Below are 24,078 nucleotides of genomic sequence, written 5' to 3' on the forward strand. Positions count from 1 at the left end.
ACAATCCGGCATCGCCCGAACGCAGGAGACCAACGCATGAAGACCTACGACATTGAAGTCCAGCGGCTGAAATCGATCCGGCACGACAAGGGGCTGGTCGAGCTGTATGTCGATGCAGCCGTGCTGCCGCGCCCGCTGCGCGACGATCAGGCCGGCTCCAGCTGTGTGCGCCTGCCGGTCGAGCACGCCCGCTCGCTGCTGATCCTGCTGAAGCAACAACTGGCCGAGCTCGACAAGCTGCAGCCGCGCAGCCGGCGGTCCGGGCGGGCCTGACGGGCAAGGTTCGCAGGCCGCTTGACCGGCACCGCGATCAGATCGCGCGCACCTGGCTGCGGCCATGCCGCCTGGCGTCGTGCAGTGCCCAGCCGGCACGCAGCAGCGCGTCGCTGAGGTCTTCGCCCTCGCCGAAGGCGGTCAGGCCGAAGCTCGCGGTCACCGCGAGCTCGGGCGCCAGGGCCGGCCAGTCGTGCTGCTCGATGATGTCGCGCAGGCGGTTGGCGGCCTGGATCGATTCTTCCAGCGGCGCACCGCCGCCGAAGCCGACGACGAACTCCTCGCCCGCCCAGTTGCCCACCGCGTCGTTCGGGCGCAGGTGCTTGCGCAGCAGTTGCCCGATGGCGCGCAGCACCTCACGCCCTTTGGCGGGGCTGAACTTGGCGCTGAGCGCCTTGAACTGGTCGACGCTGCCGATCATCAGCACCAGCGGGGTGCCGGGCTCGAGCGCGGCCTGCCATTGCGCCATGCGCTGCTCGAACGGGCGCCGCCCGGGCAGGCCGGTGGGGGTGGCGTCGAACGCCTCGTCGAGCGCACTTTCGGCGGGGGTGCCGCCCGCAGGTGCGGGCCCACGCAGGCGCGCCAACTCGACATGGATGCGATGGCCCTCTTGCGTGGCGCGCTGGGCCAAGGCTTCCGACCGCGCCTGGGCCTGGGCCTTGAGGCTGGCCTCGCGCAGGCGTGAATGCTCGCGGTGCGACGCCAGCGCCAGCCGCCAGTGGCCCAGGGCCTCTTGCAGCAGGCAGTTCTCCAGGTGCACCTCGGCCAGCAGCACCGGGTCTTCCTGCTGGCGCAGCAGGGCCAGGGCCTCGTTGACATGGGCGCCGGCCAGGCGGTGCTGGCCGGTCTGCCGCTCGAGCTGGGCCAGGCACAGCTCGACGCGGGCGCGCCGCGTGCCCATGCCAGGCGCGGTGGTGGCCTTGTGGCCCACCCGCAGCAGCGAGCGCGCTTCGTCCCATTGGCCGCGGCGCATCAACGCCGCCGAGCCGACCACGACGATGGGCACCACCAGGTGCACCCAGCCCTGCTCGACCACGCTGTCCAGGTGGCGCCGCAGTTCGTCATACGCCGGCTGCAGCTCTGGCCACGAGACCTGCCGCTCGTGCAGCACGGCCACGCGCGCGGTCAGCAGGTTGCCGATGACCACGGCCTTCATCACCGGGTCGTCCATGTAGGGCGTCAGCGCGGCGCCGCGCTCGGTGCATTCCAGCGCCTGGTCGTCGCGGTCGATGAACGAGTACAGGGTCGCGGCGTTGTTCCAGAAGCGGCACTGCATCAGCGGGTCGTGACTGACCGAGGGCAGCAGCTGGGTGCCGCGGTAGAACAGCTCGAACGCCTCGGGCAGCTGCCCCAGGTTGGTCAAGGTCACGGCGTGCATCGACATCAGGTGCAGCAACCGCCCGCTGTCGCCGGCGCGGGTCAGCAGGTCCATGCCGCGGTTGCCGGCCGTCAGTGCGGCGGTGTACATGCCGTTGTAGTGGTAGCCCAGCACCATCACGTACTGGCAGACCCCCATCCGCGTCAGGTCGTTGGTGCGCGAGATGGCCGGCCAGATCTGGTGGCACAGCGTCAGCCCCGCGTCGACCTCGCCGCCCCGCACCAGGGCCTGGGCCCGCTCCAGCGCGTCGGCGGGGGATTCGTTGGCCGCAGCCTGCAGCGGCAGCTCTTTCTTGCGCTGGGTGGGCGGCGCCGGTGGCTGCATCGCCGCCACCATGCGCGCAAAGCGATCGTCGCTCGACGGCAGCGCGTCGTTCGACTCGGCCTCGGCCGTGTCGACCTCGAGCGGCGACTCGCACGTGGACTCGGGCAGGGTGGGCATGGGGCAGCGGCCCGGCGGCGGCAATGGCTGGAGGCCAAAGAATAAGGTACCTCCTGTCCAAGCCATGGCCCACGCTCCGGCGCTATGCAAAGACGCGTAACCGGCCGCCGCCCGCGCCGTGGCGGGTGCGGGGCGCTCGAATGCGGCAGCGTGCGTCACGCCGACAAGGCGCCCGCAGCGCCGCCTCGTGAGAGGCCACACGCGGGCGCCCACCCTCCAACCCCGGTCAAGCCCGCCGGCCGGCTGCGCGCGGCGCACCGCGCTTGGCCGCCTCGCGGCGCCAAAGCCCGCTTGCATTCGTTACATCGCGAGGCGGTGGGCGCCGCTTCTTGGCAGGCGCCCACCGGCTTCGCGCGGGCCCACGGGCCCGATCTCAACGACGTCCGTCTTTTCTTGAAAACCCTGGCGCCCGGCGGCAGCCGCTTGCGGCGCCGGCGCCGGCGCGTGGGTCAAGGCATCACGCCGTAGTCGTGCGCGACCGTGAAGGCCTCGATGGTCGGGAAGACCGTCTTGTCGACGGTCGGCTGCTTTTCGAGCATCTTGATTTCGACCGCGCCCAGCGGCAGGTTCCAGGTGCCGCCCAGCGAGTAGTGGCGGGTGGTGCCGGGGAAGGTGCGCGAGTCGATGACCGAGCCGTCGGGTGCGTACAGCGTGATGACCAGGTGGGTGCGAGGCACGTACTTGCCGTCCACGTCCGAGCCGTAGGCCGTGACGCCGAAGCTGTTGATGTTCGGCGGGAAGCCGTCCATGCGCAGCACGCCGTCGCTCGCCGTCGTCGTGATGGCGTGCATGTGGGTGCCCTTGTAGGTGCGCACCGCCTTCAGGCTGCCGGCGCTGGCGCTCAAGGTGTAGGCGGCAGTCGGCGTCGGCGACGAGTCGGGGCAGGTGCGCACCAGCGGCCCGGTCAGCACGCCGTCGCGAAAGTCGTCCAGCGTGTCGAAGATCTTCAGGTCGATCTTGACGTCGGGGTCGGTGTCGAGCGAGCAATCCACGCCTTGCGCGAAAGCCTGCCCGGCCGTGAGGGCCAGAACAGCGACGCATGCCGATGCCAGGCGGTGGTATTTCGAGGTATGAGCCATATATTCAGAAAAATCGTGGGCCGAGGGTTGGGCCGATACTGAAAGGCGAGCGCCAACCTGTTTCGATCGAGCACAGGTCGGCGCGCCGCCAATCAAACGGCCATCAGGGGAGACGAGGGTGGGCCGAAATGGCCCCAACGGGCTGGCCAGCGGGCGTGGCGCCCGAAGCCGGTCAGTTCGACAGGCTGGTCTTCAGGTTGTCCTGCGTGACGGCGTTGGTATTGCCCAGCAGGCCGGCGCCCGTGCCCAGGGCGGCACCAAACTCATACGAGAACGACCATTCCGGCACGCCGTCGGCATTGGTGTCGATGTCGGCAAAGGCGGTCGAGCCGGCGGTGCGCAGCGTCACGCGTGCCTTGGCGAAGTTCGTGATGTCATGGTTCGACACGGTGTAGCACTTGCCCGGGGTGTTCAGGCCGCTCAGCACGGTGGGCTCGAAGCAGATCGCGTCGAAGTACTTGCCGCTCATCGAGGGGCGCAGCTTCAGCGAGGCCTTGCCGACGAACACGCCACCGTAGTGGCCCAGGTCCTGGCGCGTCAGCGCGATGGTCACGGTGGCCTGGTTGTCGCCCGCGGCCGGCGTGAACTTGGTATAGGCCGCGCCGTCCGACGTGTATTTGTTGTCGGCAATCTTGGCCGAGGTGCCGATCAGCGACACCCAATTCGATCCCAAGGCCGTGCGGTTGAAATTGTCGGCGGCCGCAAAAGCCGTGGTGCAAACCATGGCCGACAGGAGAATGGGCAGCGATTTTGCGAGTTTCATCTTGGCTCCTAAGGGGGTTCTTCGACAAATTCATAGAAGGCTCGTTCGAGCTTTCTACGGGGAGTTTCTCGTTTGCCATCTATCCGGCGGCGCCAGTATTCCACCGCCCCCATTTCGCCAGCCATCCCCCTCGATCTAGGGGTGCGGTTTGCATCAGGGTGACGGCGGACGGGGCATCTGCTAAGCCGAGTTGAAGGGCGAGTGGGCGCTGGTCAGTGCGGCGAGCAAAGGCCTGGGCAAGGGCTGCGCGAAGGCGCTGGCGGCCGAAGGCGTCAACGTTGTAGGCATTGCACGAAGCCGGCCACCAGCGCGGGCGCGCCGGCCACCAGGCCCTTCAACTTGATCACGATCTGGCCGTCCTGGCCGGCGTTGACCTGGTAGGTGCTCGATGTTGGCGCCGGCGTTGATGTAGTAGGGCAGTTGCTCGGCAAGGACCGCCGCCACCGACGCTCAGTGGGGTCTCACAGGTAGCAGCGCGAAGACCGAGGCGGTCGTGATGACGTAGGCGCGCATGGCGGTCTCCTCAGGGGGTGACGCCCCGATTGTCGATCGCCCACGCGCATCCACACCGGCCGCGGGCCGGCTTCGCTACTGAGGCACCAGGCGGAATGCCAGTCGGCTGGGCGTGGCGCCTTCGTTCTGGCCGTTGGCGACGATGGTGCCGTCCTCGGCGATGCCTTGCGCATTGGTCAGCACAAAGTGATCGCCAGTCTGCTCGTTGAAGCAGCCCTGACCGACCAGGCGGGTGTTGAGGTCGATGGGCTTTCGTCCGGGCGCATACCAGACCGTGGCCCTGAACTCGGTGGCGGCAGCGTCGATGCTGCTGTGCCCGACGATCACGCCATCGTTTCGCACGGCATGCGCACCGGAGGTCGTTCCCGACGGCAACGCGCCGAGGTCGATCACGCTGCCGTGGTTCTTCCATGCCAGCGCGTGGTACCGGTCAGCCTGCCCGCCCGGGTAGTTGCCGTAGCCCACGATCAGCCCGTCGTCATTGAGCGCCGTGGCTTCGGCGCCTCCATCGGCCGTCGGCTTGGGCAGCTTGATGATCTGGTGTGAACGGCGCTTCCACAGCACTGCTTCCTTGATCCAGAACTTGTCCTCGTCCAGGCTCATGCCGACGATGTCGCCGTAGCGGTTGATGGCGCCGGCGTGGCTGTGTGACCGGGGGCCGAGCGACCCGAGTTCGGCCAGCACGCCGTCGACCCACCACACAGCGCGCCAGTTGCTCTGGTCATTGCTGCTGCCGCCCACCATCCGTTGCCTGTCGTCGATGCCAGAGACGAGGGCGGATCCCGACGACAGTTTCGGCAGCGGGGACACGATGCCAGCGCTCAACAGCGCGGGATCGCCGCCACCGGTGCGTGCGCCCACCATGTCACCGCGATCGTTGACCGCGTAGCCGTCGCGCATTTCGCCGGTGATCGTGAGCTGATCGCGGAACCACAGCGCGCCGTCGCCGCGGCCATCGGTCCCGAACAGCGATCCCGCGACGTGGCCGTCGGGACTGATCCCCTGAGCCATGGTGTTGAGGCCCGCGACCGATTTGAGCGCGATGCATTGATACGTCGTCGCGGCGGTGGGCCCGGCCAGCGCCGACGACATGCCGACCGCCATGGCGATGGCGCAAGCGAGTTCGTTCCTCTTCATGGTCTTCCTCCCTTCGGGCGACGGCCCGGTCTCGATTCTTCTTCTGGCGAGCGCGCCGCCTTGCTCAAGCTGCGTTCGCGTACGGCCCGTAGGCGTAGTACTTTGGCGTGCCCTCGAGCCGCACGTGCAGCCACGCGACGCCGCCGCCGGCGGTGCTGATCCACATCCGGTCATCGGACAGGCGGGCCTGCGCCTCGTTGGCCGCGCATTGCCACAGCGCGTGCATCTGCGCGTCGGGTGCGGTGCGCACGAAGGCGGCCAGGTGCGGATAGGCGCATTGGTCGTCGAGCTGGCGCGGCACGACCAACGTGGCGGTGCGGCCCAGGTTGGGCACGGCGACCACGGACTGCTGGCGGTTCGCGCCGTAGAAGTGCTCGCCGAACACCTCGGGCTCGGGCGGCATGTCGATGAAGGGGTCGTTCACCAGCACGAACTCGAACGGCCGGTCGATGGTGGCATGCGTGATCGGCGGCGTTTCCCAGCGGTAGGACGAGAAGGGGCCGTCGGCCAGCAAGCGGCTGAGGTAGTCCCTGAAGGCGCTGTCGCCCGCGAGCAGGTCGAGAGCCCGTCGGTAGCTCAGCGGCTGCGACCCCTCCTGCATGACGTAGCGCGCGAGGCGGCCGGGGGTGATCGTTTCGTAGTGGTAGGAGAACGGGGACATGAGATGGCTTCGTTCCGGGGGCGCCCGATACGGAAGGCCGCCACGCTACCACCTCCCCCGATGCCCCGCGACCGTGAAGACACCGCTTCCCCCACGTTTCGCGGGGTGCCGGCCGGGGTCGTAGCATCGGCGGCCATGAACCGCAGGCAATGGATCGCCGGGGCCCTGGCGACGTGGCTGGCGCTGGCAGCGGCGCCGGTGGGTGCACAGCGCACCGAGACCGGTTTCCTCGACCGCTCGCTGACGCAAGAAGGCACCGAGTACCGCTACCAGGTCTACCTGCCGCGGGGCTTCAGTGCGGCGACGAAGTGGCCGGTGATCCTCGCGTTGCATGGTGGCGGCGAATACGGCAGTGACGGCATCCGGCAGACGGTGCACGGACTGGCCGCGGCGATCCGGCAGCACCCCGAGCGCGTGCCGGCGGTGGTCGTCTTTCCGCAGGCTCGGGCTGATCGAAGGCCCGGGTGGCAGCTCGATGCGGGGCGGATGGCGCTGAAGGCGGTTGATGCGGCGATCGCCGAGTTCTCTGGCGACGCGTCGCGCGTCTACCTGACGGGCTACTCGGCTGGCGGCAACGGCGCGTGGTTCCTGGCTTCACGTCATCCAGAGCGCTTCGCCGCGGTCGTGGTGGTCTGCGGCTTCGTCTCGGATTTCACCGGCCGGTCGAGTGCGGTGCACTATCCGGCGCTGTCGACGGCCGACGACGTGCATGCCGACGTGGCGCGGCAGGTCGCGTCACTGCCCGTCTGGATCTTCCACGGTGACGCCGACCCGGTGGTGCCGGTGCAAGAGTCTCGCCGCATGTTCGCGGCGCTCAAGGCGGCCCGCGCCGAGGTGCAGTACACCGAGTTGCCGGGTGTTTCGCATGAGGCGTGGACGCCGGCGTATGAGCGGGGAGAGTTGTTCGAATGGTTGTTGAAGCAGCGGCGGCGTTAGATCGGCTCACGAAGGCGGCTGCGACTTTTTCAGCCCGCCGACGGCTGTTCGTCGAAGTCGTTCGCCGATGGCCCACCCTCATCGCTCGCAGGACGAAACCATGCCACGTCCAGCCGGTCGCGAGCCATGCTGTCTGGATCGAGCGCAGCCGGGAAGGGCACCACACCGGCAGCCCGCAGCCTGCGGAACGCTTCCGTAGCATAGCGATGCGCGAAGTCTTCCCTGGTCGACGTAGTCCGGGCTTCCCACTCGCTGTCGCTGAATCGCCGGTGATCGAGGTGGTGGCCAAGCTCGTGCAGCAAGGTGCGGTACAGCACCGTGTGGCGCAGCGATTCGGGCGTCGGACGAACCGTGACGCCTCGCGATGACTTCTCGACTTCGTGGCCGTCGTCGCGCAGCCGCTTGATTTCGCGCATGCCTTCAGGCGATGGGCTTCGCGACCACCAGCGATAGGGCTTGCCGGACTGGGCCTCCAGCACGATCGCCGGGCCACTGAACCCAGGGGCATCGAACCACCAGATGGCCCGTCCCCAGACCGGACTGAGCACGGCCTGCTTGCGGGTCGGCTGGCGAAGGACGATGAGCTCGATGGCGTTCAGCGCCTCGACCGCCACGCCGCCCAGCAGCGTGCACACATCGTCGACCGTGCACGGATAGAACCAGCCTTCACGTGTCGGCTCGACGAGGAATCGGATCGTGTGCCCCGACACCATGCGCGAGAAGGCGACGCACGCATCGAGGCGCTCGAAGTAGCAGCGCACGTCACGCCACGACTGCGGGATCGTCAGCCGGTTGTCCTGCCCATGCCCGTGCGCCTTGGTGCCGGCGTGGCGGTTTCTGCGGGTCGGGTTCCAGCCGGGGCGCATCAGCGGGTCAAGGCGCGTTCAATCGCCGCATGTCCTCGACGGCGTCGGGCGACAGCCACAGCACGGTGTTCAGGTAGCTGTCGATGCGCGACACGATCGATTCGCGGGGGCCCAGGCGCCAGGCGTCGGCGCCATAGAAGGCCGCCTGCTGCGCTTCGAGGTCGGCCAGGTCGGCGTAGGCGCGGACGAGGTAGTAGGTGTCGATCTCGTGGGCCGAGGGGCCGTGGGCGACCACGTCCATCACGCCGCGCAGCATCGGCATCACGGTGTTCAGCACCGCGTCGTGGAAGGCGGCCGCTTCGCCGGGCTTGAGTTTGTAGGCGCGGATCTCGATCAGGCGTTTCGTGGCGTCGTGCATCGGCAAAGCCTCAGGGGTTGGCTCGCCCGCACAGTGCGGGCGCGTGGGGCCATGGTGCACGGCAATGTCTGACAGGCCATGGCAGGTATTTCGATGGCGCCAGCGTTTTTTGGGGGTGTGTTCGCTTCAGAACGACGAGCCCGGGGTCTGCAGAAAGGCCAGTTCCTCTGGCGTGCTCGGGCGGCCGAGGATGGCGTTGCGGTGCGGGAACCGGCCGAAGCGGCGAATGATCTCGCGGTGCTTGTCGGCGTAGTCGACGAAGCCTTCGAAGGTCGCGCGCTCGGCCGGGCCGGCCTCGTCGCGCAGGCCTTGCATCAGCGTCACGCAGCGGTCCTGGTGTTCGAGCGACTCCGAGTGCTCCAGCGGCATGTAGGCGAACAGGCGCTGGATCGGCAGCAGGCCGGCGAAGGCGTTTTTCTGCAGGCCTTCGAGGCACCAGGCGCGGGCCAATGGATCCAGCGCAAAGGCGGCCGGGGTGCCGCGCGCGGTGTTACGGGTGAACTGGTCGCACAGCAGGATCAGCGCCAGCCGGCCTTCGGCGCTTGCGTCCCAGCCGTCGAGCCCGCCGCCGCCGGCCTGCGCGATCAGCGGGCCGAAGCGTGCACGCATCTCGGCGTCGACCGCCGCCTGCTTGGACCACCACAGCCGCGCGCAGGCCGGGCTGGTGGCCGCGCGCTCGGGCTGCTCGCCGAACCAGAAGGCCAGCACGCTGGCCACTGTTTCGGCGCTGCGGCCGGTCGGCGGCGCGGTGCTCATTTGCCGGCCTTGGCCGCCGTGGCGACCACGTCGCGGAAGAAGTCGTAGACGCCGGTGTCGCTCATCTTGCGGGCATTGGCCAGCTCACCGCCGCGGGTGGTGTACAGCAGCTCCTGCTTCGGCGACACCACGGCCGCCGCCGGGATGCCCTTCTTGATCGCGTTGCCGTAGCGCTCGGCGATGTCCAGGTGGCGATCGAAGTTGCCGACGTCGACCTTGACGACGACGAACTCCTTGGCCATCAGCTCGGCATTGGCCGGCGCCTTCAGCGCGGTGTCCAGCGCGCGGCAGTCGCCGCACCAGTTGGCGCCGAAGATCACCAGCACCGGCCGCTGCGACTTGGCGGCGGTCTCGAAGGCGCGTTGCACGTCTTTTTGCGCATCGGCGCTCTCGTCGTACGGCCCGGTGGCGGCGGTGGCCAGGGTGGTGGCCAGTGTGGCGGCCAACAGCAGCAAGCGGCGTTTCATCAGCATCGTTGTCTCTCTGGGGTGAAAGATGGCAAGGGCTCAAGGGTAGGGCAGATCAGCCCTGCCGGCGCGCCGACAGCCAGATGCCGCCGACGATCAGCGCGAACGCAACGCCGTGGTACCAGCGCGGCGCCTCGCCCAGCAGCGCGGTCGACAGGATGGCGGCGAAGACCGGGGTCAGGTTGCCGAAGAACGAGGCCATCGCCGGCCCGACGGTCGACACGCCCAGCCCCCAGCAGCGGTAGGCCACCAGCGACGGGCCGATCGCCACGTACAGCAGCAGCGCCGGCACCCAGGGCGACCAGTGCCAGCGGGCATCGTCGGCCAGCAGCGCCTCCAGCCCGGCGGCGCCACCGCTCCACACCAGGCCGAAGCTGATCTGCACCAGCAGGAAACCGGCCCAGTCCCAGTCGGGCCGTGCGTCGCCTTGCATGTGCGCGGGTGGGCGCGCCAGCAGCCAGCTGTACAGCGCCCAGCTGACGATCGCCAGCAGCATCAGCAGGTCACCGGCCACGAACTGCAGGTCGGCCAGGCGGGCCGGGTCGCCGCGCGCGATGACCAGGGCCACGCCGGCGAGCGACAGCACGGCGCCCATCAGCTCCCGCCGCGACGGATGCACGTTGTGCAGCAGCGCGCCGAAGCCCAGCATCCAGGCCGGCATGCTGGCGGCGATCAGCGTCACGTTCAACGGCGTGGAGCTGTGCAGCGCCAGGTACTGCAGCGCGTTGTAGCTGCCCATGCCCAGCAGGCCCAGCAGCGCGAAATGGCGCCAGCGCTGCGCGATCACCGCGCGCTGCGCCAACGCCTGCCGGCCCAGCGGCCACAGCAGCACGAAGGCCAGCAGCCAGCGCGTGAAGTTCAGCGCCACCGGGGGCACCGCGCCGACCGCCATCCGGCCGACCACCGCGTTGCCGGCCCACAGCAGAGGCGGCAGCGTCAACAGCAGGGCCAGTCGGGGGGTGAGGGCGTGGGGTTTCATCGGGCCGCGGCGTGCGCCAACGCTAGAAGGCTGGCACGATACCCGAGCCGTTTCATTTCAGACGAAGGACTCTTGCGATGACCTTGCCCAGCCGCGCCATTCAGATCAACGCCTTCGGTGGCCCCGAGCAGATGAAGCTGGTCGACACCCAGGTCGGTGAGCCCGGGCCGGGCGAGATCCGCATCCGCCACGAGGCGGTCGGGCTGAACTACATCGATGTCTACCAGCGCACGGGGCTGTACCAGAACCCGTTGCCACTGCAGCTGGGCATGGAGGGCGCGGGCATCGTCGAGGCCGTGGGCGAGGGCGTCACCCACCTGGCAGTGGGCGACCGCGCAGCCTACGCCAGCAACCCGCCCGGCAGCTACTGCGAGCGCCGCGTGATGCCAGCCAAGTGTGTCGTGAAGCTGCCCGAGGCGATCGGCTTCGAGACCGGCGCGGCGATGATGCTCAAGGGCCTGACGGCGCAATACCTGCTGCGCCAGACACTGCCGCAAGGCGGGCTGAAGGCGGGCGACTTCGTGCTCTTTCATGCCGCGGCCGGTGGCGTCGGGCTGATCGCCTGCCAATGGGCGCGCGCGCTGGGCCTGCGGCTGATCGGCACCGCCGGCAGCGACGACAAGTGCGCGCTGGCAATCGAGCATGGCGCCGCGCACGCCATCAACTACCGGCGCGACGATTTCGTGGCCCAGGTCAAAGAGATCACCGGCGGCGCCGGCGTCAAGGTGGTCTACGACTCGGTCGGTGCAGACACCTTCATGAAGTCGCTCGATTGCCTGGCGCCGTTCGGCTTGCTGGCCAACTTCGGCAGCTCGTCGGGCAAGCCGGCGCCGTTCGACACCAGTGTGCTGGCCAAGAACTCGTTGTACGTGACCCGCCCGACGCTGTTCACGCACATTGCCACCCGCGAGCGCACGCAGGCGATGGCCGACGACCTGTTCGCGGTGGTGGCCTCGGGCGCGGTCAAGATCCGCATCGACCAGCGCTACCCGCTGGCCGAGGTGGCGCAGGCCCATCGCGACCTCGAGGCCCGCGCCACCACCGGCTGCAGCGTGCTGCTGCCGGGCTGAATCAGCGCAGCGGGATCACCGTGCCCGCCGAGGGCCCGTCGGCCAGACGCCAGCTGAGCTTCACACCGGCCTCCTGGGCCGAGCTGTCGGGCGCACGGGCCCGCATCTCGAACTGCACTTCGCCGTGCGCAGGCACGCTGCCGCCGGCGCCAGCGCAGTTCAGCCGCATCTGCGCGGCCTGCTGGCCCGAGTGCGTGTTCAGCACCTGCTCGTAGCCAGGGCAGGGCGACAGCGCCACCGCCTGGTCGGTCGGGTTGCGCAGCGTCACCACATAGCTGAACGGGGCACCGCCGGCCACCGCGGCCGGGGTGCTGACCTGCGCTGTCAGCGCCTGGGTCGAGCCCGCCGCGGGCCGCGCGTTGCGCGCCGCGTGGTGGTCGGCGCGCAGCACCGCGGCCGGGCCGCAGGTGGTGTCGACATGGGCCCCTTCGACGGCGAGCATGCCGCCGCCCGGCGGCAAGACCCTCAGGCGCTGCACGACCGTGCGGTCGGGCCCCAGCGTGGCCTCGCAGGCGCCGGGCGTGCCCAGCAGCACCGCGAGCACCTCGTTCGGCGCCAGCTCGACCGCTGCCGCGCCGTCGTCGGCCGGTTGCGCCAGCGCGGCTTGCCAGCCCCATGTCGATTGCAGCTCGACCGCCGGCAGCGCCGACAGTGCGCAGCGCACGCCGGACCGGTTGCGCAGCAGCACTTCTTGCGTGGCCTGGCCGTGCCACGCGCCTTGCCCGCCGAGCGTGAGCGCCAGGTCGGCCTGCGCGCAGGGCGCGGCGGGTGCCGCGGCGGCAGCGGTGTCGGGCGTTGGCATCGTGGCCGGCTGGTCGAGCCAGGCGACGGGGGCTGCGGCGGCGGCCAACGGGGCCAGCAGCGCGCAGGCGGCGGCCAGGCGTTGGGCGTTTGAATTCAGCGCAGAGATCATCTCGACGACTCCTTGATGGGTGGTGTTGTGCTGCAGCTTCACTTGACGATGCAAGAGCTGTTCGGGAACAGGTGGCCGCCAGAGGCGGTGGGCCCGTTCGCGCAGTTGCTGTCGATGTTGATCGTCACGCCGCCCCAGGTCTCGTTGTGGCCGCCGCGGAACTGCTTGAAGCGCTGGTTGTTGACCCAGTAGCCCGAGCTGATGCACGACAGGTGCCAGGTCGAATGGTCCAGGTCCCAATCGGCGGCGTTGATGAAGCGCGGCGGCCGCGCCAGCGACGCGTAGTCGCTCAGGTAGGTGCCGCAGGCCGAGCCGTAGACGCCCGAGACCTGCGCCGGCGCCACTGCCAGTTGGTCGACCCAACCCTGCATGAACGACTTGACCGCGGCGCGGCACGAGCTGCTGTTCGGGAAGGCCTCCATGTCGTAGGTGACCGGCGTGTCCTGCGCGGTGCCGAAGCCCAGCGCCTTGAGCGCGTTGTAGGCGGCGATCGCCTCGGTCTTTCCCTGCTGGTAGGCGGTGGCGGTGTCCGAGCTGAAGCGGTGCGCAAAGCTGGTGCATGGCGCTTGCGGGCCGACCCACAACAGCTCGTATCGCCAGCCTTGGGCGTAGGTGGTGTTGAACCACGACGAGGTCAGGTTGGGCTGGCTGCAGGCGCGCGAGTTGCCGCCGATGTAGACGCCGATCCATGACCACGGCGTGCCGCTCCACCACTTCTGCATCGAGCTGGTGGACGGGGCCGTGCAGGCGTCGAAGCCTTGCCCCTGCATCACGCCATTGCCTGCCGGCACCGCGTGGGTGCTGGTGCACAGCGACAGGCCGACACCGGCCAGCGCCGCCAACGACAACCAGGTTCGGGTGGAACCATTTCCTTGCATCTTCACTGGGTGATCTCCTTGTGGTTTGAGAACGCAGCGGGCGACGAGGTCGGGGCCCCCAGGGTCGTGTACGGCCCGTCGTTGCTTGAGGCGACGCGTCGCAGGATCCCACGGCGTCGGCGCGCAGAATGGGCTGTAGTCGCGATGTAGGCAATTACGAATTTGCGTCCGCGGGTTTGAACGGTTGCGCAATGCAAGCACTTGCGGTCGGCGAATGAAAAAGGGCCGGCCACCCCGATGGGTGGCCGGCCCAAACCGGACGGTTCGAGTGGTCCTACTTGACCAGCTTCACCGGCACCGCCAGCAACTGCAATTGGCCGCCTTCGACCGCTTCGCCGGCGATCGGGTAGTGCGCTTGCGTGTCGAGCAGGTAGTAGCGGGTGGTCTTCACGTCGTAGCCGGCGACGCCCTTGAACAGGTCGCTGACGTCGATCACGCCGGACGATTCTTCGTCTTGCGTCAGGAAGTTGGCGGCACCGGTGATGAAGCGGTCGGCGTCGTGCGCGGCCAGCTCGATCAACGCGCCCGTGGCGGGGTTCAGGCCCCAGACCTTGCCCAGGCGGGCGCTGCTGCCCACGTCTTCCGAGAAGATCACGTGGCCGCTCTTCTTGTCGGTCGTCAGGTTGTCGGCCATCTGGAACACCGAGCCGTTGGCGCCGCCGTCACCCGCCACGCGAACGGTGCCGCCCAACTCGGGGTTGGCGATGTCGGTGAAGTTGAATTCCCAGATGCGCGAGCGGCCGGTCGTGCTGGAGGTTGTGGCCACGTGCAGCACGGTCGGGCGCTTGGTGTCCCAGCCGGCGTCTTCGGGCCGCAGGAAGTTGCTGCCGCCGGCGGCCACGGTCTGCGTGTTCAGCGCCAGGCCGCTGCCGGTGCCGTAGGCGGTGGGCGTCACGTCGACCAGCGTGAAGCTGCCGTCGGCGGCGGCGCCGAAGGGCTGGTCGCTCAGGTCTTCGTTCTGGTTGCCGGTGACCTTGATCGCATACAGCTTGCCGCCGTGCAGGCCGGCCTTCTGGATCTCGTTGCCGGTGCTCTGCTTCTGGCCGACGTAGACATAGACCTGGCCTTCGACGCTCGAATCGTCGGTGCCGACGACGATGGTCTTGTCCTGCTTGACGCGGTTGGCGACGGCGTTTTCGAACGAGAAGCGGCCCAGCGCGGGCAGCTCCCACACCGTGTTCGGGCCACCGGCCTCGCCCATCACCCAGGCCAGCGCGCGGCCTTCGACGCCGTTCTCTTCGCCGTTCAGGTGAATGCGCGCGGTCTTCGCGCCCTTCTTGGTCTTGGGGTTCCAGTAGGCGCCCGGGTCGGCCATGTCGGCCGAGCAGGTGCGGGCGAAGGCCGCGGTGCCGGCCACCCAGCTGTTGGTCGCGGCGTCCCAGGTGTGCACGTCGGCGGCCGACTGCACCATGTCCTGGCCTGACAGCACTTTCAGGTCGCTCTTGCGCACCACCCACTTCGACACGAAGGCACCCAGGCTGCCGTGCGCGCGCACGACGCCCGAGGTGTTGCCCAGCTCATGGTTCATCGTGACGGTGAAGGTGCCGTCGCCGTTGTCGTAGGCGCCCAGGCCATCAGGCAGGCCGACCATCTTGTAGCCGTTGCCGGCCGCATCGCCGACCGTGATGATCGAGGTCACCGAGACGCCGCTGGCGCTGGGCACCAGGTAAGGCGCCTGGCTGCTGCTGGGGCCGGTGGCGGCGTGCGCCGACAAGACCAGGGTCATCGCGGCGGCCAGCGCCAGGGTCTTCAACTTCATGAATCTCGCTCCTAATGATGATGAGGCTCACCGCCCGCGCAGGGCGACAGAGCTGGAGCAAGACTAGGCGGCGCCCGTGACGCCGCGTTGAAGGCCGGGTGACGGGTTGATGACAGGCCCTGGTGCGTTCAGGGGAACCGCGGCAGGGCGGTGGTCAGTGCAGAACGCGGGTGGTTCGCAAGCCGGCGGGCGCGAGGCGACGGGGCCTACTGCCACACCCGGTAGGCCCAGAAGCCTTCGTCCTCGGCGATGCGGCGACGCAACTCTTCCGGCGCAAAGCCGGTGATGCGGCGCGAGGCGCGGTTCATGTGCGATTGGTCGAAGTAGCCGGCGTCGATGGCGACCTCGGACCATCGCAGCGTGCCGGCATCGGCCGCGGCGAGGCCGTCGAAGAAGGCGTGTTCGGCGCGGCCGAAGCCGCGCAGCTCGCGCAGGGGCTGGCCGGCCCAGGTGCGCACCCGGCGCTCGATCTGGCGCAGGCTGCGGCCGGTGGGGGTGGTCGCCGCGCGCAAGGCCAGCGCTTCGGCCCAGTCGCGGTAGCGGCGTGACGGCGTCGCGTCGCGCAGCGGGGCCCATCGCGCCGTCAAGAAGGCCTCGATCAGCGGCAGGCCGTGGGTGCCGCGGTCTGCCGACAACACCTGCAGGCTCATCGCCTGCCAATCGGGCGGCAGCGCCTCATCAGCGGGCGCGGTCTGGTCGGTCCACTGCGAGACATCCAGGCCGACCAGCCGGTGCAGTGCGTCGGGCATCAGCAGCAGCATCATCCCGCGCGCCGGGCCCGGGTTCCACGTCACGGTGGGCCGGGTTTGCGGCCCGGTGAACAGCACCCTCGCGGTGGGCGCCGAGCGCGGGCTGGACAGGGTGGCGGCAGCCCCCGGCTCGAGCGTTTCGCCCGTGCCCTCGAACCACCAGGTCAGCGTGCACAAGGGCGTGGCCGGGTAGTGGTTGAAGCGTTGCGCCGGCGCGAGCTGGGCGCCGGTCGTGTCGCGCAGCATCGCGCCGCGCACGCAGCCGGCCAGCGCCAGTGGTGGCAGCCAGAGCGCAGACCGGGTGGCAGGATGAAGCGGGCAAGTCATCGCGGCCGAGAGTCTATGCGGCCGCGATGTCGACATCGTCCAAGACCAGCCGCTGGCGATGCGCGATGCTGCGCGCCGTTGCCACTTTCTGACCGAACGATGATCCATTGCCTGGCGGACGGCCTCTGGCATGTTCCGCACGCTTTCAAGGTCAACGGCCTGCCGCTGACCACCCGCATGACCTTGGTGCGGCTGCCGTGCGGCGGGTTGTGGCTGCACTCGCCCGTGCCGTTGGGGCCAGGGCTGCGCGCGGCCGTGCAGGCCCTGGGCCCGGTGCGCCACATCGTCGCGCCGAGCAAGACGCATCACCTGTTTCTCACCGACTGCGCCCGCGCGTTTCCCGAGGCGGCGCTGTTCGGCGCGCCAGGGCTGGCGCAGAAGCGGCCCGACGTGGCGGGGCTGCGCGAGCTGTCGATGGATGCCGGTGGCCCCTGGCCCGATGAACTGGCGGGCCTGCTCTTCGAGGGCATCCCGTTCGCCAACGAGACGCTGTGGTTTCACCACCGATCGCGCACGCTGATCGTCACCGACCTGCTGCAGTGGTGGCAGGGCGACATGGCGTTGTCGGCGCGGCTGTATGCGCGCCTGACCGGCGTGCGGCAAAGCCTGGCCGTGCCCAGGACCGTGCGCCTGCTGGTGCGTGACCGCGAGGCTGCCCGCCGCTGCGCGCGGCGCATCCTCGACTGGCCTTTCGAGCGGGTGGTGGTCGCCCACAACGCCGTGGTCGAGATCGACGCACGGCGGCAGGTGGAGCAGGCCTTGGCGTGCTGGCTCTGAAGGCGCTCAACCCGGGCCCAGCGCTTCGACCAACCGCGCGGCCTGCGGCCCGAACGCATACGCGTCCATGCCGAGGTGTCCGTAGGTCACGCTGTCGTGCAGGCGCTGCCCGGTGGGCGCATCGCCCGCGGCGCCGGCCGCCACGTAGAACGGCAGCCAGTGTTCGTCGGTCGGGTGCATGTGGGCGGCGTGCGGGGCTTGGGCGCGGTAGTCGAACAGCGCGGGCCAGTCGCCCGCCGCGGCGCGCTCGCGCACCCAGCCGCGGAAGGCGGCGCTTTCCCGGATCTCGGGGCTGTCGATCGGCGCGCGCCCGCCCGCCCACAGCCGCAGGTTGTGGGTGATCGCGCCGCTGCCCATCACCAGCACGCCTTCGCTGGCCAGCGGGGCCAGTGCCTGACCGAGCTTGAACAGCGCCTCGGGCTTCCAGTTCGGCGGCCAGGCCAGCGGCAGCACCGGGATGTCCGCGTCGGGGAACATCGAGCGCAGGGGCGTCCAGATGCCGTGGTCCAGGCCACCGTCGTTGTCGACGTGGACCGGCAGGCCTGCTGCACGCAGCAGCGTGGCGACACGCTCGGCCAGCGCCGGCGCGCCGGGCGTGTCGTAGCGCAGCCGGTACAGCGCATCGGGGAAGCCCGAGAAGTCGTAGACCGCCTCGTGCCGCGCCGCGGCCAGCAGCACCGGCTCGCGCGTCAGCGAGTGGGCCGAGATCGCGAGGATCGCCTTGGGCGTGCCGAAGGCGGTGCGGATGGCCGGGCCGAGGCGGCGCCAGAAGGCGCCGGCGTCGCCCGCATCCAGCGCGGTCATCGGCGAGCCGTGGGAGATGTACAGCGGCGGCAGCGGCAGGGTGGTCGAGGTGTCCATGCAGTCGATTGAAGCACCGTGCGGCCCGCCGACGCTTCGAGCCCACTGCATGCTGCATTCAACGCGGTCGGGCTTGTGGCCGCGTCGCCGGGCCGGTGGGGCTTTCGGTGTACCGTGCCGCCCATGACTGCCGTACCAACTGCTTCGACATACCGCGAACCTTCGGTCTGGCGCCTGGCCGCGCAGCAGGCGCTGCGCGACTTTCGCGCCGGCGAGTTGCGGCTGGTGCTGGTGGCGGTGCTGCTGGCGGTGGCGGCGCTGACCGCGGTGGGCTTTTTTGCCGACCGCCTGCAGGCCGGGTTGACGCGCGACGCCGCGCAACTGCTGGGCGGCGACACGGTGATCAGCAGCGACCACCCGTTGCCGCCGGTGTTCGAAGAGCACGCAAAGCAGGTCGGGCTGACGATCGCGCGCACGGCGGCTTTTCCGAGCATGGCGCGGGCGCCGGACGACAAAGGCGGCGGCAGCCGGCTGGTGGCGGTGAAATCGGTCAGCGCCGGCTACCCGCTGCGCGGCAGCCTGACGGTGAATGCCGGCCAGGGCGAGGCCACCGTGCAGGCCGGCCCGTTGCCGGGCGAGGCGTGGGCCGATGCCGCGGTGCTCGATGCGCTGGGCCTGAAGATCGGCGACGGCCTGCTGCTGGGCGATGCGCGCCTGACGCTGGCCAAGACGATCGTGATCGAGCCCGACCGTGGCGCCGGCTTCCTCGCGTTCGCGCCGCGGGTGATGCTGAACGAGGCCGACCTGGCCGCGACCGGCCTGGTGCAGCCGGCCAGCCGCGTGACCTACCGCCTGGCGATCGCCGCGCCGGCAGGCGCCGAGACGAAGGTGCGCGACTACACCCAGTGGGCCGGTGCCAAGATCAAGGGCGAGGGGCTGCGCGGCATGCGCGTTGAGTCGCTCGAAGCGGGCCGGCCCGAGATGCGCCAGACGCTGGACCGGGCCGAGAAATTCCTGAACCTGGTCGCATTGCTGGCGGCGTTGCTGGCCGCGGTGGCGGTGGCGATCGCCGCGCGTGATTTCGCGCAGCGCCATCTGGACGACTGCGCGATGCTGCGTGTGCTGGGCTTGCCGCAGCGCCGCATCGCCGGCGCGTTCGCGATCGAGTTCGTCGGCCTGGGGCTTGCTGCCAGCCTAGCCGGCGTGCTGGCCGGCCTGGTCATGCACCTGCTGTTCGTCAAGCTGCTGGGGGCGCTGGTGCCGGCCTCGCTGCCGCCCCCCGGCGTGTGGCCCGCGCTGTTCGGCCTGGGCGTTGGGCTGACCTTGCTGCTGGGCTTTGGCCTGCCGCCGGTGCTGCAACTGGCCAAGGTGCCGCCGCTGCGGGTGATCCGGCGCGACGTGGGCCAGCTGCGGCCCGCCTCGCTGGGTGTGCTGCTGGCCGGCGCGGCCAGTTTCGCCGGCCTGTTGCTGACCGTGGCGCGCGACCCGATGCTGGGTGCCATTGCCGTCGGCGGCTTTGCCGCGGCGCTGGCCTTCTTCGCGCTGCTCGCGTGGGTGGCCGTGTGGCTGCTGCGCCGCGCGGTGCCCGAGGCGCGTGCGCCACGCTGGCTGGTGCTGGCGACGCGGCAGATCGCCGCGCGGCCGGCGTTCACGGTGCTGCAGGTCTCGTCGCTGTCGGTCGGGCTGATGGCGCTGGCGCTGCTGGTGCTGCTGCGCACCGACCTGATCGACAGCTGGCGCGCCAGCACGCCCAAAGATGCGCCGAACCGTTTCGTCATCAACGTGCAGCCGGACCAGGTCGACGATTTCCGCCAGGCGCTGGCCGACGCCAAGGTGCCCGCGGGCTACGACTGGTACCCGATGATCCGCGGCCGCCTGGTGGCGATCAACGGCGAGCCGATCGGCACCCGCTTTGCCGAAGACGAGCGCGCACGCCGCACGGTGGAGCGCGAGTTCAACCTCAGCCACAGCGCGCAGATGCCGCCGCACAACCAGGTGCTGCAAGGCCGGTGGACGGCTAACGAGGCCGATGGCCTGAGCATCGAGCAAGGCGTGGCCGAGACGATCGGCGCCAAGCTGGGCGACAAGCTGCGCTTCGACATCGGCGGCCAGCTGCACGAGGCGCGCGTCACTAGCATCCGCAAGGTCGACTGGGGCTCGATGCGGGCCAACTTCTTCGTCATCTACCCGGTGGCCGAGATGACCGATGTGCCGGTGACCTTCATGGCCGCCTTTCGTGCGCCGGAGGCGAGTGTCGCACCCGGTTTCGACAACGCGCTGACCAAGCGTTTCCCGAACATCACCGCGATCGATGTGTCGGCCTCGGTGCGCCAGTTGCAGCAGGTGCTGGACCAGGTGATCCGCGCGGTCGAGTTCCTGTTCGCGTTCACGCTGGCCACCGGGCTGGCGGTGCTGTTCGCGGCCGTCAGCGCCACGCGCGAGGCGCGGGCGCGCGAGTATGCGGTGATGCGCGCATGCGGTGCCGGCGCGCGGCTGCTGGGCCAGGTGCAGCGGGCCGAGCTGCTGGGCGTCGGTGCGCTGGCCGGGTTGCTGGCCACGCTGGCGGCGGCGGCCGTGGGTGGTGCGTTGGCGCGTTATGCCTTCGAGTTCCCGTGGACCGCGGCGCCGTGGGTGCCGCTCGTAGGCGCCTTGGCCGGCGCCTGGCTGGCGCTGGCGGCAGGGTGGTGGAGCTTGCGTGGCCTGCTGCACCGGCCGGTGATGGACACGCTGCGCCGCGCCGGCGACGTCTGAGTCTTCTTCAGCCGCCGCGCCAGTCGCCGCCCAGGGGGCTGGCGGCGTGCTCGGCTTCGAGCGTGCGCCGCATCGCCTGAAGGCCTTGCTCGATCATGCCGGCGATGGCCGGTGCCATCTCGTTCGGCAGCAGGTCGGCGACCCAGGTCACGCGGCTGCGGCCCGTGCCATCGTCTTGCACCTGGGCCGACGCGTTGTGGTGCGTCAGCCGGCCACCCGAGGCCGACCAGGCGATGCGGCGCCGGGCATCGCTGACATCGACGATCAGCTCGCGCACCTGCAGGCCGTTGGCGAACTGCACGATGCGCGCATCGCCGTCCAGCCGGCAGTCGACCACGAAGCCCTGGGCCAGGCGGGTGTGCAGCGCGCCTACGTCGCGCAGCGCGTCCCACACCTGGGCCGGGGTTGCGTCAATGCCCATCTCCTTGTGAATCGAAGCCATCGGGTGCCCTCTTGAGTGAATGTGAACAAGGGCTTGAGGCTAGGGTGCCTGCCGCCGCACGTCGTGCCGTTTTCGGACCTGTCCATCCGACGCCGTCAGCGCGGCTGCCGCGCGTAGCTGGCGGTCAGCATCTCCCACTGGTGGCCGTCGGGCTGGTTCCAGTAGACGCCGCGGCCGCCCCAGTCGGTGCTGATCTTCATGTCCACCGGGCCGCGCACGTTGGCGCGGTAGGCGATGCCGGCAGCCTGGATGCGCGCGAGGATCGCGTCGAATTCGGCGTCGCTGACGCGGAAGCAGAAGTGCTGGATGGGGTAGGCCTCGTCGGTGTCGATGAAGTCGAGTGTCAAGCCCGAATTCACATAGACGGCGGTGAAAGGCCCCACGCCGGCCTCGCCCCAGGGCACGCCCAGCAGCTCGCCGAGCTGGCGTGCCGATTCGGTCTTGTGGTGCGACGAGACGATGGCATGGTCGAGTTCGATGGGCATGGCAACTCCCGTTGGTGCGCGAAATCTTAGGCGGCTTGCTCAGCCCTGGTCCGGCAGTGCTCTTTCGTTGAGCAATCCAGCCCAAAGCCTCTGTCATCAACGGCTTACAAGCGCCGTGCTGGTGTTGTCCACAGCGTTGTCCACGTCCAAGGGGGACAAGTGACCAAGGTCACGGGCCACAAATAGCGCTGGTGGGCGGCTGATGGCACGCCGAGCTGTGGTAAAGGCTCAGTGCGTGGCCCAAGCCTTCAGTTGTTTCACCAACGGCGCCAACCAAGGCTGTGCCAGCGCGTAAAAGGCCAGCCGGCCGGGTGACGGCCAGCGCCGCGGGTCGATTTCTGACAAGACGACCAGGTCGGCCGGCACGGCCGAGCTGTTGAGGCAGCCCACGCCCCAGCCGGCACGCAGCGCGGTCACCACCGCCTGGCTGCCGCTGCAGGCCATGCGCAGGCTGTGGGGTTGGCCGCGCCGGGCCAGGGCGGCCAGCGCCAGCTCTCGCACCGGGCAGGGCTCGGCCAGCAGCACCAGCGGCAGCGGCCGGTTCGGCGAGGCGTGAAAGCCCGGCGCGGCCACCCAGGCCAGGGGTTCGCGCCGCAGCAGCAGCGCGTCGGCCGGCGGCTCGTGCGCCGTCACCACGGCCAGGTCGAGCGCGCCATCGGCCCACTGGCGTTGCAGCTCGCTCGAGCGGGCCCAGGTGACCTCGAGCCGTGCGCCATCGGCCTGCTGCTCCAGCAAGCCCAGCAGCGCCTTCAACCGCGCCGGCACGAAGTATTCGCTCAGCCCGATGCGCCACAGCCCTTGCTCGGTGCTCGGTTGCAGCGCCTGCAGTGCCGCCTGCTGCAGATCGAGCAGCTCGCGCGCATAGGGCAGGAAACGCTCGCCCTCGCGGGTCAGCTGCAGCTTGCGGGTGGTGCGCTCGATCAGCCGCGCGCCCAGCGTCGATTCGAGCTGCTTCAGCTGCAGGCTCAGCGCCGACGGGCTGCGGTGGACGCGACCGGCCGCGCGGGCCAGGGCACCGCTGTCGGCGATGGCGACGAAGCTCTGCAGCCAGGATGGGTCAAGGTGATTCATCAGAATTGCTCGTGAATCAGGCGAGAAAGATTCGCTTCACGCATGAGTGGCTCAAGCCTAGCATGACCCTGTCGACTTCGTTCAAACCGTCAAACCCGTTTCCCAAGGACCCGCCATGCCCTACATCCACATCCAGATCTCCGGCGCCGCCGACAACCGATTGGCCGAGCAGGTGGCCGGCACCGCCTCCGAGCTGACCGCCCGCGTGTTGCACAAGGACCCGGCGTTGACCGCGGTGGTGATCGACTTCGTGCCCGCCACGCAATGGTTCGTCGCCGGCCAGCGCCTGGCCGACGGCCCGCGCCGCTCCTACCACTGGACGGTCAGCATCACCGACGAGACCAACACCAAGGCCGAGAAGGCGGCTTACCTGGCGGCCGTGCACCAGGCGATGGACGAGCTGCTGCACGGCGCGGCCGAGCACTCGTACACCTACGTGATCGACGCGCGCGCCGCGGCCTACGGCTTCGGCGGCCGCACCCAGGAGTGGCGCTACCAGCAGGCCCTCTGAAGGTCAGAGCCCGAACCTCAGATTCCAAACATCAACGAGCGATGAGCCGCGACGCCGGCCATCGCGCCATCGCCCACCGCCAAGGCGACGGAGCCGGCCGGGCGGGCCAGATCACCGCAGGCGAACACGCCGGCCACGCTGGTCGACTTCATCGCATCGGTCTTCACGAAGCGGCCCATCGGGCCTTCGTCCATCGCGCAGCCGATCTGCGCCGCCAGCGGGCTGGGGCATACCGTCGTCGCGGTGAACAGCCCGGCCAGGCGGAAGGACCGGCCGTCGTGCATCACCAGCTCGAGTGGCTCCCCTTCGTCGCCCTGCAGCCGCGCGACCGGCCCGGGCTCGACCACCACGCCGCGGGCCGCCAGCTGCTGCCATGGCTCGCCCTCGGGCTGCGGCCGGCCGTCGAGGAAGAAGGTCGTCGGCCCCCAGTCCGGCAGCATCGCCGCCTGGTGGATCGACATGTCCGACGTCGCCAGCACGCCGATCGGACCCCGCTGCAATTCATAACCGTGGCAGTAAGGGCAGTGGAACACCTGCCGCCCCCAGCGCTCGGCCAGGCCGGGCAGTGGCGGCAGTTCGTCGCGCACGCCGGTGGCGAGGATCAGCCGCTGCGCCCGCCTGGTATCGCCGTGCCTCAGTTGCACCGCGAAGCCGTCGGCAGTCTGATGTGCCACATCCACCTCGGCGTGCAGCCACTCCACGGTGGCGTACTCCATCAGCTGCGATCGCCCCTCGGCCGCGATCTCGTCGGGCGACGCGCCGTCTTGCGTCAGGAACCCATGCGACGCGAGCGCGAACCGGTTTCGGCGCACGCCCGCATCGATCACCAGCACCGAGCGCCGGGCGCGCGCCAGGGGCAGCCCGGCCGACAATCCGGCGTAGCTGCCGCCGATGATGATCACGTCGTAGTCCATCGCACACTGCTCCCGCAGATAGT

General features: G+C 69.7%; 26 protein-coding genes and 1 pseudogene. 7 read left to right on the top strand and 20 right to left on the bottom strand.

Features of this window, described 5'->3' with window-relative positions:
- Positions 1-36 precede the first annotated feature (36 nt).
- Positions 37-273, top strand: a complete 237-nt coding sequence (locus tag ACE3SG_RS01050; RefSeq protein ID WP_374562053.1) for a hypothetical protein — start codon at positions 37-39, stop codon at positions 271-273.
- Positions 274-310: 37 nt separating this feature from the next.
- Here the strand turns inward: ACE3SG_RS01050 and ACE3SG_RS01055 are convergent, their stop codons facing one another.
- The 3 genes from ACE3SG_RS01055 to ACE3SG_RS01065 form a co-directional block, all read right to left on the bottom strand.
- A complete protein-coding gene (locus tag ACE3SG_RS01055) occupies positions 311-2,092 on the bottom strand; it encodes a diguanylate cyclase (protein ID WP_374562054.1) in 1,782 nt (593 codons plus the stop codon).
- A 449-nt stretch (positions 2,093-2,541) separates the two neighbouring features.
- The gene (locus ACE3SG_RS01060; RefSeq protein WP_374562056.1) at positions 2,542-3,171 is read right to left on the bottom strand and encodes a hypothetical protein; all 630 of its coding nucleotides are present in this window, start codon (positions 3,169-3,171) and stop codon (positions 2,542-2,544) included.
- Positions 3,172-3,343: 172 nt separating this feature from the next.
- Positions 3,344-3,934 (bottom strand): hypothetical protein, encoded by a 591-nt coding sequence (locus ACE3SG_RS01065; protein WP_374562058.1) that lies wholly within the window; start codon positions 3,932-3,934, stop codon positions 3,344-3,346.
- 190 nt (positions 3,935-4,124) lie between these two features.
- Between ACE3SG_RS01065 and ACE3SG_RS01070 the strand changes: the two are divergent.
- A pseudogene (locus tag ACE3SG_RS01070) lies at positions 4,125-4,235 on the top strand (3-oxoacyl-ACP reductase); the annotation flags it as partial.
- On the opposite strand, the gene ACE3SG_RS01075 reads toward ACE3SG_RS01070, so the two are convergent.
- From ACE3SG_RS01075 to ACE3SG_RS01085, 3 genes are all read right to left on the bottom strand, one after another.
- Positions 4,207-4,365 (bottom strand): hypothetical protein, encoded by a 159-nt coding sequence (locus ACE3SG_RS01075; RefSeq protein ID WP_374562452.1) that lies wholly within the window; start codon positions 4,363-4,365, stop codon positions 4,207-4,209. The pseudogene ACE3SG_RS01070 and the gene ACE3SG_RS01075 sit on opposite strands and share 29 nt — an antisense overlap.
- A gap of 157 nt (positions 4,366-4,522) precedes the next feature.
- Entirely contained in the window at positions 4,523-5,584 is a 1,062-nt protein-coding gene (locus ACE3SG_RS01080) for a hypothetical protein (protein ID WP_374562059.1), read from the bottom strand.
- Between the two features lie 64 nt (positions 5,585-5,648).
- Positions 5,649-6,245, bottom strand: a complete 597-nt coding sequence (locus ACE3SG_RS01085) for a hypothetical protein (RefSeq protein WP_374562060.1) — start codon at positions 6,243-6,245, stop codon at positions 5,649-5,651.
- Positions 6,246-6,380: 135 nt separating this feature from the next.
- On the opposite strand from ACE3SG_RS01085, the gene ACE3SG_RS01090 reads away from it, so the two are divergent.
- Entirely contained in the window at positions 6,381-7,181 is an 801-nt protein-coding gene (locus ACE3SG_RS01090) for a prolyl oligopeptidase family serine peptidase (RefSeq protein WP_374562061.1), read from the top strand.
- Positions 7,182-7,210: 29 nt separating this feature from the next.
- Here ACE3SG_RS01090 and ACE3SG_RS01095 read toward each other — a convergent pair whose 3' ends face one another.
- The 5 genes from ACE3SG_RS01095 to ACE3SG_RS01115 all read right to left on the bottom strand — a co-directional run bounded on the left by ACE3SG_RS01095 (position 7,211) and on the right by ACE3SG_RS01115 (position 10,607).
- On the bottom strand, positions 7,211-8,047 hold the full coding sequence (locus ACE3SG_RS01095) for an ImmA/IrrE family metallo-endopeptidase (protein ID WP_374562062.1): 837 nt from the start codon (positions 8,045-8,047) through the stop codon (positions 7,211-7,213).
- Positions 8,048-8,054: 7 nt separating this feature from the next.
- On the bottom strand, positions 8,055-8,405 hold the full coding sequence (locus tag ACE3SG_RS01100) for an NIPSNAP family protein (protein ID WP_374562063.1): 351 nt from the start codon (positions 8,403-8,405) through the stop codon (positions 8,055-8,057).
- Positions 8,406-8,531: 126 nt separating this feature from the next.
- Positions 8,532-9,161, bottom strand: coding sequence for a DUF924 family protein (locus tag ACE3SG_RS01105; protein ID WP_374562064.1), 630 nt, complete (start codon positions 9,159-9,161; stop codon positions 8,532-8,534).
- On the bottom strand, positions 9,158-9,634 hold the full coding sequence (locus ACE3SG_RS01110) for a thioredoxin family protein (protein WP_374562065.1): 477 nt from the start codon (positions 9,632-9,634) through the stop codon (positions 9,158-9,160). The genes ACE3SG_RS01105 and ACE3SG_RS01110 overlap by 4 nt, the downstream gene beginning before the upstream one ends.
- Before the next feature lie 49 nt (positions 9,635-9,683).
- Entirely contained in the window at positions 9,684-10,607 is a 924-nt protein-coding gene (locus ACE3SG_RS01115; protein ID WP_374562066.1) for a DMT family transporter, read from the bottom strand.
- Between the two features lie 77 nt (positions 10,608-10,684).
- On the opposite strand from ACE3SG_RS01115, the gene ACE3SG_RS01120 reads away from it, so the two are divergent.
- Complete coding sequence (locus ACE3SG_RS01120; RefSeq protein ID WP_374562067.1) at positions 10,685-11,677, top strand: quinone oxidoreductase; 993 nt, start codon at positions 10,685-10,687, stop codon at positions 11,675-11,677.
- Between the two features lies 1 nt (position 11,678).
- Here the strand turns inward: ACE3SG_RS01120 and ACE3SG_RS01125 are convergent, their stop codons facing one another.
- The 4 genes from ACE3SG_RS01125 to ACE3SG_RS01140 form a co-directional block, all read right to left on the bottom strand.
- Positions 11,679-12,590, bottom strand: a complete 912-nt coding sequence (locus ACE3SG_RS01125) for a DUF4232 domain-containing protein (RefSeq protein WP_374562068.1) — start codon at positions 12,588-12,590, stop codon at positions 11,679-11,681.
- Positions 12,591-12,628: 38 nt separating this feature from the next.
- Positions 12,629-13,468, bottom strand: coding sequence for a DUF1906 domain-containing protein (locus ACE3SG_RS01130; RefSeq protein WP_374562441.1), 840 nt, complete (start codon positions 13,466-13,468; stop codon positions 12,629-12,631).
- A 274-nt stretch (positions 13,469-13,742) separates the two neighbouring features.
- On the bottom strand, positions 13,743-15,227 hold the full coding sequence (locus tag ACE3SG_RS01135) for an alkaline phosphatase PhoX (RefSeq protein WP_374562069.1): 1,485 nt from the start codon (positions 15,225-15,227) through the stop codon (positions 13,743-13,745).
- A 206-nt stretch (positions 15,228-15,433) separates the two neighbouring features.
- Positions 15,434-16,303, bottom strand: a complete 870-nt coding sequence (locus ACE3SG_RS01140; protein WP_374562070.1) for a helix-turn-helix domain-containing protein — start codon at positions 16,301-16,303, stop codon at positions 15,434-15,436.
- Between the two features lie 99 nt (positions 16,304-16,402).
- Between ACE3SG_RS01140 and ACE3SG_RS01145 the strand changes: the two genes are divergently transcribed.
- Positions 16,403-17,080 (top strand): DUF4336 domain-containing protein, encoded by a 678-nt coding sequence (locus ACE3SG_RS01145; RefSeq protein WP_374562071.1) that lies wholly within the window; start codon positions 16,403-16,405, stop codon positions 17,078-17,080.
- Positions 17,081-17,086: 6 nt separating this feature from the next.
- Here ACE3SG_RS01145 and ACE3SG_RS01150 read toward each other — a convergent pair whose 3' ends face one another.
- Positions 17,087-17,941 (bottom strand): dioxygenase, encoded by an 855-nt coding sequence (locus ACE3SG_RS01150; RefSeq protein ID WP_374562072.1) that lies wholly within the window; start codon positions 17,939-17,941, stop codon positions 17,087-17,089.
- Between the two features lie 123 nt (positions 17,942-18,064).
- On the opposite strand from ACE3SG_RS01150, the gene ACE3SG_RS01155 reads away from it, so the two are divergent.
- The gene (locus ACE3SG_RS01155; protein ID WP_374562073.1) at positions 18,065-20,632 is read left to right on the top strand and encodes an ABC transporter permease; all 2,568 of its coding nucleotides are present in this window, start codon (positions 18,065-18,067) and stop codon (positions 20,630-20,632) included.
- A gap of 7 nt (positions 20,633-20,639) precedes the next feature.
- Here ACE3SG_RS01155 and ACE3SG_RS01160 read toward each other — a convergent pair whose 3' ends face one another.
- The 3 genes from ACE3SG_RS01160 to ACE3SG_RS01170 all read right to left on the bottom strand — a co-directional run bounded on the left by ACE3SG_RS01160 (position 20,640) and on the right by ACE3SG_RS01170 (position 22,630).
- Positions 20,640-21,074, bottom strand: coding sequence for an SRPBCC family protein (locus ACE3SG_RS01160; protein ID WP_374562074.1), 435 nt, complete (start codon positions 21,072-21,074; stop codon positions 20,640-20,642).
- A gap of 95 nt (positions 21,075-21,169) precedes the next feature.
- Positions 21,170-21,559 (bottom strand): VOC family protein, encoded by a 390-nt coding sequence (locus tag ACE3SG_RS01165; protein WP_374562075.1) that lies wholly within the window; start codon positions 21,557-21,559, stop codon positions 21,170-21,172.
- Between the two features lie 228 nt (positions 21,560-21,787).
- Positions 21,788-22,630 (bottom strand): LysR family transcriptional regulator, encoded by an 843-nt coding sequence (locus tag ACE3SG_RS01170; RefSeq protein ID WP_374562076.1) that lies wholly within the window; start codon positions 22,628-22,630, stop codon positions 21,788-21,790.
- 115 nt (positions 22,631-22,745) lie between these two features.
- Here ACE3SG_RS01170 and ACE3SG_RS01175 point away from each other — a divergent pair, with 115 nt between their 5' ends.
- Positions 22,746-23,141: a 4-oxalocrotonate tautomerase family protein gene (locus ACE3SG_RS01175; protein WP_374562077.1), complete on the top strand. Its 396-nt coding sequence runs from the start codon at positions 22,746-22,748 to the stop codon at positions 23,139-23,141.
- A gap of 17 nt (positions 23,142-23,158) precedes the next feature.
- On the opposite strand, the gene ACE3SG_RS01180 is transcribed toward ACE3SG_RS01175, so the two are convergent.
- A complete protein-coding gene (locus tag ACE3SG_RS01180; protein WP_374562078.1) occupies positions 23,159-24,055 on the bottom strand; it encodes an NAD(P)/FAD-dependent oxidoreductase in 897 nt (298 codons plus the stop codon).
- Positions 24,056-24,078: the final 23 nt, after the last annotated feature.

The organism is Ideonella sp. (assembly GCF_041914305.1).
In the GTDB taxonomy this organism is placed as follows: domain Bacteria; phylum Pseudomonadota; class Gammaproteobacteria; order Burkholderiales; family Burkholderiaceae_C; genus Ideonella.

Bases quoted from the DNA above. Each gene is read 5' to 3' on its own strand.
- ACE3SG_RS01170 (WP_374562076.1), bottom strand. From the start codon at position 22,630: ATGAATCACCTTGACCCATCCTGGCTGCAGAGCTTCGTCGCCATCGCC.
- ACE3SG_RS01180 (WP_374562078.1), bottom strand. From the start codon at position 24,055: ATGGACTACGACGTGATCATCATCGGCGGCAGCTACGCCGGATTGTCG.
- ACE3SG_RS01100 (WP_374562063.1), bottom strand. From the start codon at position 8,405: ATGCACGACGCCACGAAACGCCTGATCGAGATCCGCGCCTACAAACTC.
- ACE3SG_RS01115 (WP_374562066.1), bottom strand. From the start codon at position 10,607: ATGAAACCCCACGCCCTCACCCCCCGACTGGCCCTGCTGTTGACGCTG.
- ACE3SG_RS01155 (WP_374562073.1), top strand. From the start codon at position 18,065: ATGACTGCCGTACCAACTGCTTCGACATACCGCGAACCTTCGGTCTGG.
- ACE3SG_RS01125 (WP_374562068.1), bottom strand. From the start codon at position 12,590: ATGATCTCTGCGCTGAATTCAAACGCCCAACGCCTGGCCGCCGCCTGC.
- ACE3SG_RS01135 (WP_374562069.1), bottom strand. From the start codon at position 15,227: ATGAAGTTGAAGACCCTGGCGCTGGCCGCCGCGATGACCCTGGTCTTG.
- ACE3SG_RS01105 (WP_374562064.1), bottom strand. From the start codon at position 9,161: ATGAGCACCGCGCCGCCGACCGGCCGCAGCGCCGAAACAGTGGCCAGC.
- ACE3SG_RS01165 (WP_374562075.1), bottom strand. From the start codon at position 21,559: ATGCCCATCGAACTCGACCATGCCATCGTCTCGTCGCACCACAAGACC.
- ACE3SG_RS01080 (WP_374562059.1), bottom strand. From the start codon at position 5,584: ATGAAGAGGAACGAACTCGCTTGCGCCATCGCCATGGCGGTCGGCATG.
- ACE3SG_RS01050 (WP_374562053.1), top strand. From the start codon at position 37: ATGAAGACCTACGACATTGAAGTCCAGCGGCTGAAATCGATCCGGCAC.
- ACE3SG_RS01145 (WP_374562071.1), top strand. From the start codon at position 16,403: ATGATCCATTGCCTGGCGGACGGCCTCTGGCATGTTCCGCACGCTTTC.
- ACE3SG_RS01130 (WP_374562441.1), bottom strand. From the start codon at position 13,468: ATGCAAGGAAATGGTTCCACCCGAACCTGGTTGTCGTTGGCGGCGCTG.
- ACE3SG_RS01140 (WP_374562070.1), bottom strand. From the start codon at position 16,303: ATGACTTGCCCGCTTCATCCTGCCACCCGGTCTGCGCTCTGGCTGCCA.
- ACE3SG_RS01090 (WP_374562061.1), top strand. From the start codon at position 6,381: ATGAACCGCAGGCAATGGATCGCCGGGGCCCTGGCGACGTGGCTGGCG.
- ACE3SG_RS01085 (WP_374562060.1), bottom strand. From the start codon at position 6,245: ATGTCCCCGTTCTCCTACCACTACGAAACGATCACCCCCGGCCGCCTC.
- ACE3SG_RS01175 (WP_374562077.1), top strand. From the start codon at position 22,746: ATGCCCTACATCCACATCCAGATCTCCGGCGCCGCCGACAACCGATTG.
- ACE3SG_RS01110 (WP_374562065.1), bottom strand. From the start codon at position 9,634: ATGCTGATGAAACGCCGCTTGCTGCTGTTGGCCGCCACACTGGCCACC.
- ACE3SG_RS01055 (WP_374562054.1), bottom strand. From the start codon at position 2,092: ATGCCCACCCTGCCCGAGTCCACGTGCGAGTCGCCGCTCGAGGTCGAC.
- ACE3SG_RS01060 (WP_374562056.1), bottom strand. From the start codon at position 3,171: ATGGCTCATACCTCGAAATACCACCGCCTGGCATCGGCATGCGTCGCT.
- ACE3SG_RS01150 (WP_374562072.1), bottom strand. From the start codon at position 17,941: ATGGACACCTCGACCACCCTGCCGCTGCCGCCGCTGTACATCTCCCAC.
- ACE3SG_RS01095 (WP_374562062.1), bottom strand. From the start codon at position 8,047: ATGCGCCCCGGCTGGAACCCGACCCGCAGAAACCGCCACGCCGGCACC.
- ACE3SG_RS01120 (WP_374562067.1), top strand. From the start codon at position 10,685: ATGACCTTGCCCAGCCGCGCCATTCAGATCAACGCCTTCGGTGGCCCC.
- ACE3SG_RS01065 (WP_374562058.1), bottom strand. From the start codon at position 3,934: ATGAAACTCGCAAAATCGCTGCCCATTCTCCTGTCGGCCATGGTTTGC.
- ACE3SG_RS01160 (WP_374562074.1), bottom strand. From the start codon at position 21,074: ATGGCTTCGATTCACAAGGAGATGGGCATTGACGCAACCCCGGCCCAG.